Annotated in this window: 15 protein-coding genes; 9 read left to right on the forward strand and 6 right to left on the reverse strand. The window is 58.3% G+C overall.

What is annotated here, in order from left to right; genetic code table 11:
• Positions 1-155: 155 nt before the first annotated feature.
• From rhlE to NKJ21_RS19055, 5 genes are all read right to left on the reverse strand, one after another.
• Positions 156-1511: an ATP-dependent RNA helicase RhlE gene (rhlE, locus tag NKJ21_RS19035; protein ID WP_008805766.1), complete on the reverse strand. Its 1356-nt coding sequence runs from the start codon at positions 1509-1511 to the stop codon at positions 156-158.
• Positions 1512-1726: 215 nt separating this feature from the next.
• A complete protein-coding gene (locus tag NKJ21_RS19040; RefSeq protein WP_008805765.1) occupies positions 1727-2719 on the reverse strand; it encodes a transketolase family protein in 993 nt (330 codons plus the stop codon).
• On the reverse strand, positions 2719-3564 hold the full coding sequence (locus NKJ21_RS19045) for a transketolase (RefSeq protein WP_023297255.1): 846 nt from the start codon (positions 3562-3564) through the stop codon (positions 2719-2721). Before NKJ21_RS19045 ends, NKJ21_RS19040 begins: the two co-directional genes overlap by 1 nt.
• Positions 3565-3576: 12 nt before the next feature.
• Entirely contained in the window at positions 3577-4326 is a 750-nt protein-coding gene (locus tag NKJ21_RS19050; protein ID WP_016160530.1) for an SDR family NAD(P)-dependent oxidoreductase, read from the reverse strand.
• Between the two features lie 50 nt (positions 4327-4376).
• Positions 4377-5708: an MFS transporter gene (locus tag NKJ21_RS19055; protein WP_012542385.1), complete on the reverse strand. Its 1332-nt coding sequence runs from the start codon at positions 5706-5708 to the stop codon at positions 4377-4379.
• A 419-nt stretch (positions 5709-6127) separates the two neighbouring features.
• Here NKJ21_RS19055 and NKJ21_RS19060 point away from each other — a divergent pair, with 419 nt between their 5' ends.
• The 6 genes from NKJ21_RS19060 (at position 6128) to NKJ21_RS19085 (ending at position 12870) form a co-directional block, all read left to right on the forward strand.
• Positions 6128-7051, forward strand: coding sequence for a LysR substrate-binding domain-containing protein (locus NKJ21_RS19060; RefSeq protein ID WP_012542386.1), 924 nt, complete (start codon positions 6128-6130; stop codon positions 7049-7051).
• Positions 7052-7124: 73 nt separating this feature from the next.
• On the forward strand, positions 7125-7784 hold the full coding sequence (gene cecR, locus NKJ21_RS19065) for a transcriptional regulator CecR (protein WP_008805760.1): 660 nt from the start codon (positions 7125-7127) through the stop codon (positions 7782-7784).
• Positions 7784-8779 (forward strand): secretion protein HlyD, encoded by a 996-nt coding sequence (hlyD, locus tag NKJ21_RS19070; RefSeq protein ID WP_064166108.1) that lies wholly within the window; start codon positions 7784-7786, stop codon positions 8777-8779. The genes cecR and hlyD overlap by 1 nt, the downstream gene beginning before the upstream one ends.
• Positions 8772-10511, forward strand: a complete 1740-nt coding sequence (locus NKJ21_RS19075) for an ATP-binding cassette domain-containing protein (RefSeq protein ID WP_254733142.1) — start codon at positions 8772-8774, stop codon at positions 10509-10511. Before hlyD ends, NKJ21_RS19075 begins: the two co-directional genes overlap by 8 nt.
• Positions 10501-11634, forward strand: a complete 1134-nt coding sequence (locus tag NKJ21_RS19080) for an ABC transporter permease (RefSeq protein ID WP_008805757.1) — start codon at positions 10501-10503, stop codon at positions 11632-11634. Before NKJ21_RS19075 ends, NKJ21_RS19080 begins: the two co-directional genes overlap by 11 nt.
• A gap of 129 nt (positions 11635-11763) precedes the next feature.
• Positions 11764-12870, forward strand: a complete 1107-nt coding sequence (locus NKJ21_RS19085) for an ABC transporter permease (RefSeq protein ID WP_012542389.1) — start codon at positions 11764-11766, stop codon at positions 12868-12870.
• Here NKJ21_RS19085 and NKJ21_RS19090 read toward each other — a convergent pair.
• Positions 12832-13242 carry a YbhQ family protein gene (locus NKJ21_RS19090; protein WP_254733144.1) on the reverse strand — a complete coding sequence of 137 codons (411 nt, stop codon included), beginning with the start codon at positions 13240-13242 and terminating at the stop codon, positions 12832-12834. The genes NKJ21_RS19085 and NKJ21_RS19090 overlap by 39 nt on opposite strands.
• Before the next feature lie 131 nt (positions 13243-13373).
• Here NKJ21_RS19090 and NKJ21_RS19095 point away from each other — a divergent pair, with 131 nt between their 5' ends.
• Genes NKJ21_RS19095 through NKJ21_RS19105 form a run of 3 tightly spaced genes read left to right on the forward strand, consistent with a single transcriptional unit; the run spans position 13374 to position 16338 of the window.
• The gene (locus tag NKJ21_RS19095) at positions 13374-14135 is read left to right on the forward strand and encodes an endonuclease/exonuclease/phosphatase family protein (RefSeq protein WP_008805754.1); all 762 of its coding nucleotides are present in this window, start codon (positions 13374-13376) and stop codon (positions 14133-14135) included.
• On the forward strand, positions 14132-15376 hold the full coding sequence (clsB, locus tag NKJ21_RS19100) for a cardiolipin synthase ClsB (RefSeq protein ID WP_008805753.1): 1245 nt from the start codon (positions 14132-14134) through the stop codon (positions 15374-15376). Before NKJ21_RS19095 ends, clsB begins: the two co-directional genes overlap by 4 nt.
• A complete protein-coding gene (locus NKJ21_RS19105; RefSeq protein WP_023322254.1) occupies positions 15373-16338 on the forward strand; it encodes a YbhN family protein in 966 nt (321 codons plus the stop codon). Before clsB ends, NKJ21_RS19105 begins: the two co-directional genes overlap by 4 nt.
• The last annotated feature ends 339 nt before the right edge of the window (positions 16339-16677 follow it).

Raw genomic sequence — 16677 nt, forward strand, 5'->3', positions numbered from 1 at the left:
ATTGTGCCATTTTTGCCCGCCTGGAGGTATTGCTTTCTGCTGAGTGTGGAAGCGTGCTCGACAAATAGTGTAATGGAAAGAAAAAGGCCCGCCGCCGCGTAGCGGACAGACGGGCCTGAGCCGGGCCGCGTTATCGCGGCCGAGGCATCAGCGTGTTATTCGCCAGCCGGTTTACGCGGACGACGGCGGCGCGGCGGTTTGCCGTCCTGCGTACGCGCTTTCGGCGCCTCGCCGTCCTGACGGCGCGGGGCGCTGTTCTGGCTGCGCGGCTGTCCGCTGCGTCCCTGACCCTGGCCACCGCGTCCCTGACCTTGCCCACGACCGCCGCCGCGCTGCTGGCGACCGTTCTGGATAGGTTCGGCTTTAATGGACGGATCCGGCTCATAGCCGGCAATCGCGATGCGCGGGATCTCTTTTTTCAGCAGGCGCTCGATATCGCGCAGCAGCTTATGCTCATCCACACACACCAGCGACAAGGCTTCACCGGTGGCCGCCGCGCGACCGGTACGGCCGATACGGTGGACGTAATCTTCCGGTACGTTCGGCAGCTCGTAGTTCACCACGTGCGGCAGCTCTTCGATATCCAGACCACGGGCGGCGATATCGGTCGCCACCAGCACGCGAATGCCGCCGGATTTAAAGTCGGCCAGCGCGCGGGTACGCGCTCCCTGGCTCTTGTTGCCATGGATCGCCGCGCTGCGGATGCCGTCTTTATTAAGCTGCTCCGCGAGGTGGTTGGCGCCATGCTTGGTGCGGGTAAACACCAGCACCTGCTGCCAGTTGCCTTCGCCGATCAGCTGCGACAACAGTTCGCGCTTGCGGTTCTTATCAACGAAATGGACGTGCTGGGTGATCTGCTCGGACGCGGTGTTGCGACGCGCCACTTCCACTTCCAGCGGGTTGTGCAGCAGTTTCTCGGCCAGGCCCTTGATCTCGTCGGAGAAGGTCGCCGAGAACAGCAGGTTCTGTCGACGCGCCGGCAGTTTAGCCAGTACGCGACGGATGTCATGGATAAAGCCCATATCCAGCATGCGGTCCGCTTCGTCCAGCACAAGGATTTCCACGCTATCAAGGCTGACCGCGTTCTGATGTTCGAGGTCCAGCAGACGGCCCGGGGTGGCAACGAGGATGTCGACGCCACCGCGCAGCTTCATCATCTGCGGGTTGATGCTCACGCCGCCGAATACCACCAGCGAGCGAATATTCAGGTACTTGCTGTAATCGCGGACGTTCTCGCCCACCTGCGCCGCCAGCTCACGGGTCGGGGTCAGGATCAGCGCGCGTACCGGACGGCGACCCTTTGCGTGCGGCTCTTTGTCAATCAGGCGCTGCAGCAGCGGCAGGGTAAAGCCCGCCGTCTTACCGGTACCGGTCTGGGCGCTGGCCATCAGGTCGCGCCCCTGCATTACTGCCGGGATCGCCTGCTGTTGGATAGGGGTCGGCTCAACGTAGCCCTGCTCAGCGACAGCGCGCAGGATATCGGGATTCAGGCCAAGGGAATCAAAAGACATAACAACTCCGAACCGCCCCGGCCCGGTGAAGGGCGTAGTTTTCAGGGAGATTATTGCGATAAGAAATGGCAAAAACCACAATGCCATGAAGGGGCGCAGTCTAGCAGATTTTGTGACAGGCCGCATAAAATCTGCAAAAGAATACCGCGCCTGGCTGGCGGGCATGAGAAGGCCGCTGAGCGCGCTCAGCGGCCTGGTGCGTCATGGCAAAGCGATTAACGCAGACGATACTTAAGTTTTTCAACGATCTTCGCGGTGGAGATGCCGTAGCGATCGTGAAGGGTCGGCAGCGCGCCGGCTAACAGGAACGCGTCGGGCAGCCCCACAGTATCCAGCTCACAGCGCACACCCTTACGCATCAACAGCGCGGCCACCGCCTCCCCCAGGCCGCCGACCGCGGTGTGGTTTTCCGCAGTCACCACCAGACGACCTGGCTTCGACGCCTGTTCAATAATCGCTTTTTCATCCAGCGGTTTGATGGTCGGCACGTGCAGGACCGCCACGCTGATGTTATCGGCCCGCAGCTTTTCAACCGCCTCCAGCGCGCGCATGGTCATCAGCCCGGAGGAGATGATCAGCACATCGTTGCCGTCCTCCAGCAGCTTTGCTTTACCCAGTTCGAACTGATAGTCGTATTTATCCAGCACCAGCGGCACCTTACCGCGCAGCAGGCGCATATACACCGGCCCCTGGTGATCGGCAATGGCCGGCACCGCCTGCTCTATCTCCAGCGCATCGCAAGGATCGACGATGACCATGCCGGGGATACCGCGCATAATCGCCAGATCTTCAGTGGCCTGATGGCTGGGGCCATAACCGGTCGTCAGGCCCGGCAGCGCCGCGCAGATCTTCACGTTCAGATGCTCTTCAGCGATGACCTGATGAATAAAATCATAGGCGCGACGGGTTGCAAAGGCGGCATAGGTGGTGGCGAAAGGAATAAATCCCTCCTTCGCCATTCCCCCCGCCGCCGCCATCAGCAGCTGCTCGGCCATGCCCATCTGGAAGAAACGATCCGGGAAGGCCTGGGCGAAAATATGCAGATCGGTATATTTTGACAGGTCCGCGGTCATGCCGACGATTTCCGGACGCTGCGCCGCCAGTTTTGACAGCGCGACGCCGAAGGGCGCAGAGATGGTCGCCTGGCCTTCATCGGCAATCGAGGCGATCATCGCCGACGTTTTTAAACGGGGTTGACTCTGGCTCATTACAGCACTCCTTCTGGTTTGTTAGCATCCAGCACCGCAATCGCTTTTTGCCATTCGTCGGCATCGACGCGAATAAAATGGTTTTTATCGCGGGTTTCGAGGAACGGCACCCCTTTGCCCATCAGCGTGTCGCATAAAATGACCCGCGGCTGGTTGCCGGAATAACTTTTCGCGTTGTCAAAGGCGGCCATCACCGCCGGCAGATCGTTACCGTCCACGCGCTGTACGTACCAGCCGAAGGCGGCCCATTTATCCTGCAGCGGCTCAAAGCCGAGGATTTTGCGTGAATCGCCGTCGGCCTGCTGTTTGTTGACGTCGACCAGGTTAATCAGGTTGCTCAGGCCATAGTGAGCCGCCGACATCGCCGCTTCCCAGGTCGACCCTTCGTCCAGCTCCCCATCGGACATGGAGTTATAGACCCAGGCCGTGCTCTGTTTCTGCCGCAGCCCAAGCGCCATGCCGACGGCAATGGACAGCCCCTGTCCCAGCGAACCGCCGGACATCTCCATGCCTGGGGTGTAGGTCGCCATGCCGGACATCGGCAGGCGGCTGTCGTCGGAGCCGTAAGTTTCCAGCTCGGCTTCCGGGATAATGCCCGCCTCCAGCAGCGCGGCATAATAAGCGATAGCGTAATGGCCATGAGAGAGCAGGAAGCGATCGCGCCCCTCCCACTCGGGATCTTCCGGACGATAGGTCATGGCGTGGCTGAAGGCGGTGGCCAGCACATCGGCATAGCCCAGCGCCTGGCCGATATAGCCCTGCCCCTGCACTTCCCCCATTTGCAGGGCGTAACGGCGAATACGCCACGCCGCCGCGGCGACTTTTTGTGATTCGGTCATCTTCATCTGTTGCCTCGCTTAGTGAATTAACATGCCGCCGTTAACGTCCAGGGTGATACCGGTGGAGTAGGAAGAGAGGTCGCTGCCGAGGAACAGCGCAGCGCGCGCGATGTCTACCGCGTCGCCGAGGCGGTTCATTGGGATCCCGGCAAGAATGTTGGCCGTCATGTCGTCGGTCAGCTTGCCGGCGGTAATGTCGGTCTGAATCAGCCCCGGGGTGATGCAGTTAACGCGGACGTTATCCGGGCCAAGCTCGCGCGCCATCGCCCGCGCCAGACCCAGCACCCCGGCTTTTGCCGCGCTGTAGTGCGGGCCGCCGAAGATACCGCCGCCGCGCTGGGCGGAAACGGACGAGATGCAGACGATGCTGCCGGATTTTTGCGCCCGCATGGTGGGAATAACCGCCTGCGACATCAGCAGCGTACCGCGCAGGCTGACATCAAGTACCGCGTCATAGTTGGCGCGCTTGATCTCCATCAGCTTCAGCGGCTGGGTAATCCCGGCGTTATTCACCAGCACATCAACCCGGCCATATTTCGCCAGAATTTGTTCGATGGCCGCCTGTACCTGCACTTCATCAGCGACGTTCGCCGCCAGGCCGAGATGGCCTTCGCCTAATGCCGCCGCCGCGGTTTTGCTGGCTTCACCATTGAGGTCGATAATGACCACTTTCGCGCCGTTGTCGGCGAATAATTTCGCGGTGGCGAAACCCAAACCGCGAGCGGAGGCCGCGCCAGTAATAATGGCGACTTTATCTTCTAATAACATAGTTTCACTCCATGACATTACGTCATATTAATTAACAGGATATATTTCCGTTATTGTGGTTCATCGAGGAAAAGAATCACCACCAAACCAATGGCGGCGCAGATACCAAAATAGGTAAATACAGAATTAAAACTCCCGGTTTTATCAAGTAAGAAACCGGCTGCCATCGGCGCGACAAATCCACCGAGGTTGCCGCCGCTATTAATTATGGAAGAGGCGATTGGATAGGTTTTGCTGTCCGAAACGGCCATACCGTAGGCGGTAAAAGCCGGCCAGCCGATATTCAAACAAAAACCGACAAAAAATAATCCAATACAGACCGCCAGGGTGCTTGCCGGGATATTCAGCATAATTAACATCATGACCACCGTTGACACGGCAGTAAACATCATGGTGGGTTTACGTCGGCGGCCCAGGACTTTATCTGAAATCCACCCGCCGCCAATCGCGCCAATAAAGCCGCCGATGCACGGCATACTGGCCACGAAACCCATACTCATTACATCAAAGCCACGCTCTTTGACTAAGTACAGCGGGATCCAGGTTAATAATCCGTACAGCACGCTAACCATCATAAAATACGCCAGGCAGTCACCGAGAATATTTTTTGAGGTGAATAAGCCTTTCGCCGTATCAATTGGCGCCATCTTCTTTACCCGAATGATTTTATCCAGCCAGGTGAATCGATCGGCAATTAATATATTTTCGCGTACGCTATTATTATGACTTTCACGCCCGGCATTAATCTCTGCCAGTTCACTTTGTGAAACAAATCCGCTTTCTGATGGCTTTGACTTCACCAATAGATACCAGGCTATCGCTGCCACAATCCCGGGTATCGCGAAGGAGAAAAAGACCCACCGCCAGCCCCAGGTCACCGCAATCCACACCGCCAGCGGCGGGACAATAATCGGCGCAAACATGGTCGCCGCGATGTAAACGCCGGTTGCTGTGGCTTTCTCTTTTGGTGGAAACCAGTTATTTATGGTGGAAGCCAGCCCCACCGGGCAAGGCCCTTCGCTTAGCCCCAGTCCCAGCCGCACCAGCTTCAGGCCAAACACGGAGCTCACCGTGCCCATCAGCCAGGTAAAGGCGGAGAAGCCGAAAATGGACAGCGAAACCAGCCCCCGGGTACCGCGTTTGGCGATGAAAAAACCGGCCGGGATCTGGCTTACCGCATAGCCGAGGAAAAACATACTGGCGATGGCCCCGGCTTCAAAATTATTGATATGAAACTCATCAATGATAAACGGCAGAACCGCGCCAATATTGGTTCTGTCGGCGTAATTGATGGCATACACCAGGAAAATCATCGTCAAAACCACGAAACGATATTTCGTTTTCCTGGCGTCAGTACAGACTAGTGTATCTATACGTGACATAGGGTTTCCTCATCTTATACCTCATCCACTTCGCTGCCCGTTGCCGCTTCGGATCACCGCGTTTTCACTTTCCATACAGCAGCAAAAGATAAATATCTTTTCGCTCAGCTAAACAGGTGGTTAGGTGTTTTATAATGGCGATCTCAACGCATCGCCGTTTGTGATCAGGCCTGTGAGAGGAATATAACAACCCCAAAATGAAACGGTATTCAAAAAACCTCAATTATGATTGAGAAAAATTGAGTTAGTGACTTCCCGCAAATTTTTAGTTTTTACTGACACGCGCGCTTTTAACGAGATAAATTGTTAAGCCCATCACAAATTAAAATCATTTTTTTCCTTTTCCCTATGCTGGCTATCACGACTGCGCCACGCTGTTCGCTATTTTCTTTTAGAAACGCCCAGCCCAGGATGCTGCCATGAGTCAACCGCTGCCCAATAAAAATTTGCCGATGCCCTCTTTACGCAATATCCAGGCCTTTATTGAAGTCGCCGCTACCGGCAGCCTCAACCTGGCCGCAGAGAATCTCAATATTACCGCCTCGGCGGTCAGCCATCAGATAGCCAGCCTGGAGCACTTTCTGGGGAAAAAACTGTTCTCCCGCAGCAGTAAAGGCGTCATGTTAACGGCGGTGGGAGAAAAATATCTCAAAGAGGTCTCCGGGGCGCTGAATATGATTGGCCAGGCCACCAGCCAGGTGATCAATGATATCCATCAGGATTATTTACGTATTCACTCGGCGCCGAGCTTCGGCCTGCTGTGGTTGATGCCTCGCCTGGATAAATTTCGCCAGGCGTGGCCGGAGTTAAAAATCAGCCTGACCTGTTCCTACGAAAGCATCCAGTTCTCCCGGGATAATATTGATATCGATATTCGTCACGGGCTATCACAGTGGCCAACGCTGTTGGTCAGAACCATTAAAAATGAGTGTGTCCTGCCCTACAGCGCAGCGTCTTATTTAGCCAGCCATCCTGTGCATGCGGTGGAAGATCTGCTGGCCTGCGATCTGATCCACTCCGACAGCACCTTAATTAACTGGAGCAGTTGGCTGTCGTGGCACAAGGTCCGCGGCTGGCATAAAAACTTCATTTTTAATTTCGACCGGTCGTACATGAGCATCGAGGCGGCCAGAATGGGGATGGGCGTGATCCTCGAAAGCAATCTGCTGGCCGGCGGGCACGTGCGTCAGGGGCAGCTGACGCCGGTATTTGACGACGAGCGGAGTATGCCGGTCGGCGCGCACCACTTCGTTCTTCCCCATGCCAATGAACAGAAGGAGAAGGTCCAGCGTTTCTTCGCCTGGGTCGCCGGGGAGCTGAAGGAGGAAGGGTTCCATATTTGATCCCGGCTGGTGGACAAACCGCCGATCGAGGCCTAAAGTTAATCAATCGATTGATTAACTTTTACCGAGCGCGATGACCAGTAAAGGCGAACAGGCAAAAAATCAGCTTATCGCGGCCGCTATCGCCCAGTTTGGCGAGTATGGTCAGCATGCCACCACCCGCGATATCGCCGCCCAGGCCGGGCAGAATATCGCCGCTATCACCTATTATTTTGGCTCGAAAGACGACTTATATCTCGCCTGTGCCCAATGGATCGCCGATTTTATCGGCGACAATTTTCGCCCACAGGCCGAAGCGGCGGAGGCCCTGCTCGCCGGGAAGTCGCCGGATCGCCAGGCAATACGCGCCCTCATTCTCAACGCCTGCCATAACATGATCCTGCTGCTGACCCAGGATGATACGGTCAACTTAAGCAAATTCATTTCCCGTGAGCAGCTGGCGCCGACCGCCGCCTACCATCTGATCCACCAGCAGGTGATCGCCCCCCTGCACCACTATCTCACCCGGCTGATTGCCGCCTGGACAGGCCGCGATGCCGGTGATACGCAAATGATCCTCCACACCCACGCCCTGCTGGGCGAGGTGCTGGCTTTCCGTCTTGGGCGTGAAACCATCCTGCTACGCACCGGCTGGACGCAGTTTGACGCGCAAAAGACCGAACAGATTTTCGAGGTCATTACCTGTCATATCGATTTCATTCTGCATGGGTTATCGCAAAGGAGTTTGGGCTGATGAAAAAACCCGTCGTCGTCATTCTGCTGATCGTGATTCTTCTCGCCGCGCTGGGCGGCGGCTGGTGGTGGTACCAGAGCAGCCGGCAGCAGCCGCTGACCCTGTATGGCAATGTCGATATCCGCACCGTCAACATGAGCTTCCGCGTCGGCGGCAGACTGGCTTCGCTGACCGTCGACGAAGGCGACAGCATCCGCGCCGGGCAAACTCTCGGCGAGCTTGATCGCGCGCCGTATGAAAATGCCCTGCTGCAGGCCCAGGCCAACGTCTCCGCCGCCCAGGCGCAGTATGACCTGATGATGGCCGGCTACCGCGCGGAAGAGATTGCCCAGGCCGCGGCGGCGGTGAAACAGGCGCAGGCCGCTTACGACTATGCGCAAAACTTTTATCAGCGCCAGCTCGGGCTGCGCGCCAGCAGCGCGATTTCCGCCAACGATCTGGAGAACGCCCGCTCCTCACGCGACCAGGCGCAGGCAACGCTCAAATCGGCGCAGGATAAACTGCGTCAGTATCGCGCCGGTAACCGCCCGCAGGAGATTGCCCAGGCCAAAGCCAGTCTGGAACAGGCGCAGGCGGCGCTGGCCCAGGCTAAACTGGACCTGCACGATACCGTGCTCACCGCCCCTTCCGACGGTACGCTGATGACCCGCGCCGTCGAGCCCGGCACCATGCTCAACGCCGGCGGCACCGTACTGACGCTGTCGTTAACCCATCCGGTATGGGTCCGCGCCTATGTTGACGAAAAAAACCTTGGTCAGGCGCAGCCGGGACGTGAAGTGCTGCTGTATACCGACAGCCGGCCGGATAAGCCCTATCACGGCAAAATCGGCTTTGTCTCGCCAAGCGCTGAATTCACGCCGAAGACCGTTGAAACGCCGGATCTGCGTACCGACCTCGTTTATCGTCTGCGTATTGTGGTGAACGATGCCGACGGCGCCCTGCGCCAGGGGATGCCGGTGACCGTCTCCTTTAACCACGGGAACGGACATGAGTGAGGCCATCATTGCCTTAAACGGTCTGAGCCGCCGTTTTCCCGGAATGGACAGGCCAGCGGTGACGCCGCTCACCTGCACGATCCACGCCGGCTACGTCACCGGGCTGGTGGGGCCCGACGGCGCGGGGAAAACCACCCTGATGCGAATGCTGGCCGGTTTGCTCAAGCCTGATGAGGGCCGCGCCAGCGTGATCGGCTTCGACCCGCTAAAAGACGACAGCGCCCTGCACGCGGTGCTCGGCTATATGCCGCAGAAGTTCGGCCTGTATGAAGATCTGACGGTGATGGAAAACCTGACCCTGTACGCCGACCTGCGCAGCGTCACCGGCGAGGCGCGGAAGAAAATTTTCGACCGTCTGCTGGAGTTCACCTCCCTTGGCCCGTTCACCGAACGGCTGGCAGGCAAGCTTTCCGGCGGCATGAAGCAAAAGCTGGGGCTCGCCTGTACCCTGGTGGGCGACCCGAAAGTACTGCTGCTGGATGAGCCCGGCGTCGGCGTCGACCCTATCTCGCGCCGCGAGCTGTGGCAGATGGTGCACGAGCTGGCCGGCGACGGCATGCTGATCCTGTGGAGCACCTCCTATCTCGATGAAGCGGAACAATGCCGCGACGTGCTGCTGATGAACGAAGGCAAACTGCTCTACCAGGGTGAGCCGACGGCGCTGACGCAAACCATGGCCGGGCGCAGTTTCCTCGTCTCCAGCCCACAGGAAAACAACCGCCGTCTGCTGCAGCGGGCGCTGAAGCTGCCGCAGGTCAGCGATGGCGTGATCCAGGGCAAATCGGTGCGCCTGATCCTGAAAAAGGACGCCCGCATTGAGGAAGTCCAGCAGCATGGCGACATGCCGCCGCTGCAGGTGGCCGACACCGCGCCGCGCTTTGAAGATGCGTTTATCGATCTGCTCGGCGGAGCGGGAACCGCCGAATCGCCGTTGGGAGCGATTATCCATCGTGTTGACGGCAGCAAAGACGAAACGGTCATTGAAGCCCAGTCGTTAACGAAAAAGTTTGGTGATTTCGCCGCTACCGACCACGTCGATTTCCAGGTTAAGCGCGGTGAAATTTTCGGCCTGCTCGGCCCCAACGGCGCCGGGAAATCCACCACCTTCAAAATGATGTGCGGCCTGCTGGTGCCCACCTCCGGCAAAGCGCTGGTGCTGGGGATGGATCTTAAGGTCAGCTCTGGCAAGGCGCGCCAGCATCTGGGCTATATGGCGCAAAAATTTTCGCTGTATGGCAACCTCAGCGTCGAGCAGAACCTGCGCTTTTTCTCCGGCGTCTATGGCCTGCGCGGCCGGGCGCAAAATGAAAAAATCGCCCGAATGAGCGATGCCTTTGGCCTGAAAAGTATCGCCCGTCACGCCGCCGACGAGCTGCCGCTCGGCTACAAGCAGCGGCTGGCGCTGGCCTGCTCGCTGATGCATGAGCCCGATATTCTGTTTCTCGATGAACCAACCTCCGGCGTCGACCCCCTCACCCGCCGCGAGTTCTGGCTGCATATCAACAGCATGGTCGATAAAGGGGTGACGGTGATGGTGACCACCCACTTTATGGATGAGGCGGAATACTGCGACCGTATCGGGCTGGTTTACCACGGTAAACTTATCGCCAGCGGCACCCCGGACGCGCTGAAGGCCCAGGCGGCGGATGACAGCCAGACGGACCCGACCATGGAGCAGGCGTTCATTACCCTGATTAACCGCTGGGATAAGGAGAATAGCCATGAGCAATAGCATTCTCTCCTGGCGGCGGGTCCGCGCCCTGTGCGTCAAAGAGACCCGGCAGATCGTCCGCGATCCCAGCAGCTGGCTGATCGCGGTGGTGATCCCGCTACTCCTGCTGTTTATCTTCGGCTATGGCATTAACCTCGACTCCAGCAAACTGCGGGTCGGCGTATTGCTGGAGCAACAGAGCGAAGAGGCGCTGGATTTCGTCCATACCATGACCGGCTCGCCCTATATCGACGCCACGGTCAGCGATAATCGCCAGCAACTGATTCAAATGATGCAGGCCGGGCGCATCCGCGCCATGGTGGTCATTCCGGTGGACTTCGACCGCCAGATGGCCCGCGCCGGCGCCGACGCACCGCTGCAGCTCATCACCGACGGCAGCGAGCCCAATACCGCCAACTTCGCTCAGGGCTACGTGGAAGGTATCTGGCAGATCTGGCAGCAGCAGCGGGCGGAAGACCGCGGCGAAACCTTTGAACCGCTGATCGACGTGCAGATGCGCTACTGGTTTAACCCGGCGGCTATTAGCCAGCACTTTATTATCCCCGGCGCAATTACCATCATCATGACCGTGGTCGGCGCGATCCTGACCTCGCTGGTGGTGGCGCGCGAATGGGAGCGCGGCACCATGGAGGCGCTGCTGTCGACGGAGATCACCCGCGCCGAACTGCTGCTGTGCAAGCTCATTCCCTACTATTTCCTCGGCATGCTGGCGATGTTGCTCTGTATGCTGGTGTCGGTATTTATTCTCGGCGTGCCCTATCGCGGCTCGCTGCCGATCCTGTTTGTCATCACCAGTCTGTTTTTGCTCAGCACCCTGGGGATGGGGCTGCTGATCTCAACCATTACCCGCAACCAGTTTAACGCCGCGCAGGTGGCGCTGAATGCCGCGTTTTTACCGTCGATTATGCTGTCCGGGTTTATTTTCCAGATAGACAGTATGCCGGCGGTGATCCGCGCGGTGACCTACGTGATCCCGGCGCGCTATTTCGTCAACACCCTGCAAAGCCTGTTTCTGGCGGGCAATATTCCGGTGGTGCTGCTGGTGAATGTGCTGTTTTTGATTGCGTCGGCGGTGATGTTTATCGGCCTGACGTGGTTAAAAACCAAGCGGCGTCTGGATTAGGTTTTGCCCGGTGGCGCTGCGCTGACCGGGCCTACGGTTTAACCAACATCGATTATACGGTTCGCCGATCCCCCAGGCCGGGCAAACGCAGTGCCGCCCGGCGTGGTTGAATGGGCCAAAGGAGCAATTATGTTTCACCGTTTATGGACATTGATCCGCAAAGAGCTGCAGTCGCTGCTGCGCGAGCCGCAAACGCGGGCAATTTTAATCATGCCGGTGCTGATTCAGGTATTGTTGTTTCCCTTTGCCGCGACGCTGGAGGTGACCAACGCCACCATCGCCATCTACAACGAAGACAGCGGCCGCCACGCGGTGGAACTCACTCAGCGCTTCGCCCGCGCCAAAGCCTTTACCCACGTCCTGTTGCTGAAAAGCCCGCAGGCTATCCAGCCGACCATCGATGAACAAAAAGCCCTGCTGGTGGTACGCTTCCCGGCGGATTTCTCGCGTAATCTCGACAACTATCAAACCGCCCCGCTGCAGCTCCTGCTCGACGGGCGCAACTCCAACAGCGCGCAAATCGCCGCCAACTACCTGCAGCAGATCGTAAAAAACTATCAGCAGGAGCTGCTGGAGGGGAAAGCGAAGCCGAACAACAGCGAACTGGTGGTGCGCAATTGGTACAACCCGAATCTCGACTATAAGTGGTTCGTGGTGCCGTCGCTTATCGCCATGATCACCACCATCGGAGTGATGATCGTGACGTCGTTGTCGGTGGCCCGTGAGCGCGAACAGGGTACCCTCGATCAGTTGCTGGTCTCGCCCCTCGCCACCTGGCAAATCTTCGTTGGCAAAGCAGTGCCGGCGCTGATCGTCGCCACCCTGCAGGCGACTATCGTGCTGGCGATTGGTATCTGGGCCTATCAAATCCCGTTTGCCGGCTCGCTGCTGCTGTTCTATTTCACGATGGTGATTTATGGCTTATCGCTGGTGGGCTTCGGTTTATTGATTTCATCGCTGTGCGCCACCCAGCAGCAGGCGTTTATCGGCGTGTTCGTCTTTATGATGCCGGCGATCCTGCTTTCGGGCTACGTTTCACCGGTGGAAAATATGCCGCAGTGGCTGCAGGATCTGACCTGGATAAACCCGATCCGCCATTTTACCGATATCACCAAGCAAATTTATCTGAAGGATGCGAGTCTGAAGATTGTGTGGGGAAGTTTGTGGCCGCTACTGGTCATAGCGGCCACCACCGGCTCAGCGGCGTATGCGATGTTCCGAAGAAAGATTGCGTAGTTTTTTATCTTTCGCCAGCAGCGAGACCACCGCCGGGCCTGCCAGTATCACCAGCCCGGCGAGGGCCAGCAGCAGGTTGTTGTGCAGCACGCGCGACAGCAGCCACAGCGCTATCATGGCCGCGCCAAAGTACCAGGTGGTGGTGAGCTCCTCAAGGAAGTCTCCCACATCGCGCCAGCGCGCCTCGTGGTGACGCTGCAAAAACAGCATCGCCAGCAGCGTGACGCTATAGAGGACGCACAGCCCCAATCCGACGCGCACCAGCGCGCCGCTCATCCATCCCATCACCAGCACTGCCACGACCAGTAGATGCGACATAATCTGCCAGCAACTAAGACCTGTTGCGACGCGTACACGTTGTTGCCACTTCATGGCTTCTCTCCTGAAGGATTTTTCTCTGCTACTCAGAGTACCGCACTTTACGGAAAATTCCGTAACACCGCATCTTTTTGTGACGTCTACTACACTATTTTATTCAGGAAAGTGACATTTACTGGAGAATTATGGCTGAGCCAACGTCGGGATTTTCGTTGAACGTGCTGACAATTAACACCCATAAAGGCTTTACGGCGTTTAATCGGCGTTTTATTTTGCCCGAGTTGCGCGACGCCGTGCGCAGCGTCAGCGCGGATATTGTTTGCCTGCAGGAAGTGATGGGCGCTCACGAGGTTCACCCGCTGCACATCGAGAACTGGCCAGATACCACCCATTATGAATTTCTCGCCGACACCATGTGGAGCGATTACGCCTACGGGCGCAACGCGGTCTATCCGGAAGGCCACCACGGCAATGCCGTACTGTCGCGCTTTCCCATTGAATACTATGAAAATCGGGATATTTCAGTCGGCAACGGCGAGAAACGCGGTCTGCTTTACTGCCGCATCGTGCCGCCAGAGAGCGGCGTGACGATCCATGTGATCTGCGTTCACCTGGGTTTACGCGCCGACCAACGGCAGGCGCAGTTGACCATGCTGGCAGAATGGGTCAATACCCTCCCCGCCGGTGAGCCGGTGGTGGTGGCCGGGGATTTTAACGACTGGCGTCAGCAGGCGAATCAGCCGTTAAAAGCGCAAGCCGGGCTGGAAGAGATCTTTACCCGCGCCCGCGGACGGCCGGCGCGTACGTTTCCGGTCAGTTTTCCGCTGCTGCGCCTCGATCGTATTTATGTCAAAAACGCCCACGCCAGCCACCCGAAGGCGCTGGCCCTCAAACAATGGCGGCATCTGTCCGATCATGCGCCCCTTAGCGTGGAGATACACTTGTGAAATGTCGTTGGCAGGAAGGCAACCGCATTACGCTACTGGAGAACGGCGACCAGTATTATCCGGCGCTGTTTGCGGCTATTGGTCGCGCCAGCCGGCGGGTGATCCTCGAATCCTTTATCTGGTTTGAAGATGAGGTGGGCTGGCGGCTGCACGCGGTGCTGCTGAAAGCCGCCCGCCGCGGTATTCAGGTGGAGGTGCTGCTTGACGGCTACGGCTCGCCGGATCTCAGCGATGAGTTTGTCGGCGAACTGACCGCCGCCGGGGTGATTTTTCGCTACTACGATCCGCGCCCTAAGCTGATGGGGATGCGCACCAACCTGTTCCGTCGGATGCACCGTAAAATCGTGGTGATTGACGACACCACCGCCTTTGTCGGCGGCATCAACTACTCCGCCGAGCATATGAGCGACTACGGCCCGGAGGCGAAACAGGATTATGCGGTGCAGGTCGAGGGGCCGGTGGTGCTTGATATTCTCCAGTTCGAGCTGGAGAACCTGCCCAACAGCGAAACCGCCCGCCGCTGGTGGCGCCGCCGTCGCCACCAGCCAGAGATCAACCAGACTCCCGGCGAGGCGCAGGCGCTGTTCATCTGGCGCGACAACCAGGATCACCGCGACGATATCGAACGCCACTACCTGAAGATGCTCACCAGCGCCCGCCGGGAGGTGATCATTGCCAACGCCTATTTCTTTCCCGGCTACCGCCTGCTGCATGCGATGCGCAACGCTGCGCGACGCGGCGTGCGGGTCAAGCTGATCGTCCAGGGCGAGCCGGATATTCCGATTGTGAAGTTTGGCGCCCACCTGCTCTATCACTATCTCGTTAAGGGCGGGGTGCAGATCTACGAATATCGCCGCCGTCCGCTGCATGGCAAGGTCGCCCTGGCGGATGACCACTGGGCCACCGTCGGGTCGAGCAACCTGGATCCATTGAGCCTGTCGCTGAATCTGGAAGCCAATCTGATTATCCACGACCGGGTGTTTAACCAGACGCTGCGCGATAACCTTAACGGGCTTATCGCCAGGGATTGCCAGCGGATCGATAAAACGATGCTGCCGAAACGCAACTGGTGGCGGCTGGGCGTCAGCGTGATGGCCTTCCACTTTCTGCGCCACTTCCCGGCGTGGGTCGGCTGGCTACCAGCCCATACGCCGCGGCTGGCCAGGGTCAGCCCGCCGGTGCAGCCGGAGATTGAAACCCAGGATCGTGTCGACTCACAAACCAGGGATAATCCGCTATGAGCAAATCGCATCCCCGCTGGCGGATGGCGAAAAGAGTACTTACCGTGCTCTTTTTTATCGCGGTGATCGTCCTGCTGGTGATTTACGCGCAAAAAGTCGACTGGCAGGACGTGTGGAAGGTGATCCGCGGCTACGATCGGCTGGCCTTGTTTAGCGCCATTGCGCTGGTCATCGTCAGCTATCTGATCTACGGCTGCTACGATCTGCTTGGCCGGGCCTATTGTGGGCATAAGCTGGCGAAACGCCAGGTGATGCTGGTGTCGTTTATCTGCTATGCCTTTAACCTGACGCTCAGCACCTGGGTCGGCGGGATCGGCATGCGCTACCGGCTGTACTCGCGGCTGGGGCTCAACGGCGGCACCATCACCCGTATTTTTTCATTAAGCATTACCACCAACTGGCTGGGCTATATCCTGCTCGGTGGGGTGATATTTACGGCGGATCTGGTGAAGCTGCCGCCGCACTGGTACATCAGCCAGACCACTCTGCGCATTATCGGCGGGGTGATGCTGATCCTTACGCTTTGCTATCTGTTCGGTTGCGCGTTTGCCAAACGCCGTCACCTGACGATTAAAGGCCAGCGGCTGGTGCTGCCCTCCTGGCGCTTCGCGTTGCTGCAGATGGGGATCTCGGCGGCGAACTGGATGGCGATGGGGGCGATAATCTGGCTGCTGTTGGGCAGCGAAATTAACTATTTCCTGGTATTAGGGGTGCTGCTGGTGAGCAGTATCGCCGGGGTGATCGTTCATATTCCGGCCGGTATCGGCGTGCTGGAGGCGGTGTTTATCGCCATGCTCTCCGGAGAGGAGATTTCGAAGGGCGCGATTATCGCCGCCCTGCTCGCCTGGCGCGCGCTCTATTATTTCCTGCCGCTGCTGCTGGCAACGGTGGCTTATCTGCTGCTGGAGAGTCGGGCGAAAAAGCTGCGGCAAAAGAATCAGCGTAAGCTGGCCCGCGAATGACACGGCCAGGTCGCGCTGCGCTTGCCGGGCCTGCGGGGTGTGAGCCTATGAGAGGATCCTGTAGTCCGGGTAAGGCGCCAGCCGCCACCCGGCAATACCAGGGGTACCGTGCCTGATATCTTGCCCGGCGGCGCTGCGCTTGGCAGGTCTAAACGCCAGCCGGACGGTTCCCTCTCCCTCCGGGAGAGGGACAGGGTGAGGGGAAGCACTGCGGTGTGGTTGTTTATATTATCTGTGGCTTCAGCGTAGTTTGCGCTCCCGGTTAGTCTTCTGCGTTATGTCATTCATGGCGCAGGGAGCGCACAGGGGGCGGCCAGTCGCCGCCGCCCCCTGTACCCC

This window comes from Klebsiella sp. SWET4, from assembly GCF_024296565.1.
GTDB classification, from domain to species: Bacteria; Pseudomonadota; Gammaproteobacteria; order Enterobacterales; family Enterobacteriaceae; genus Klebsiella; species Klebsiella variicola.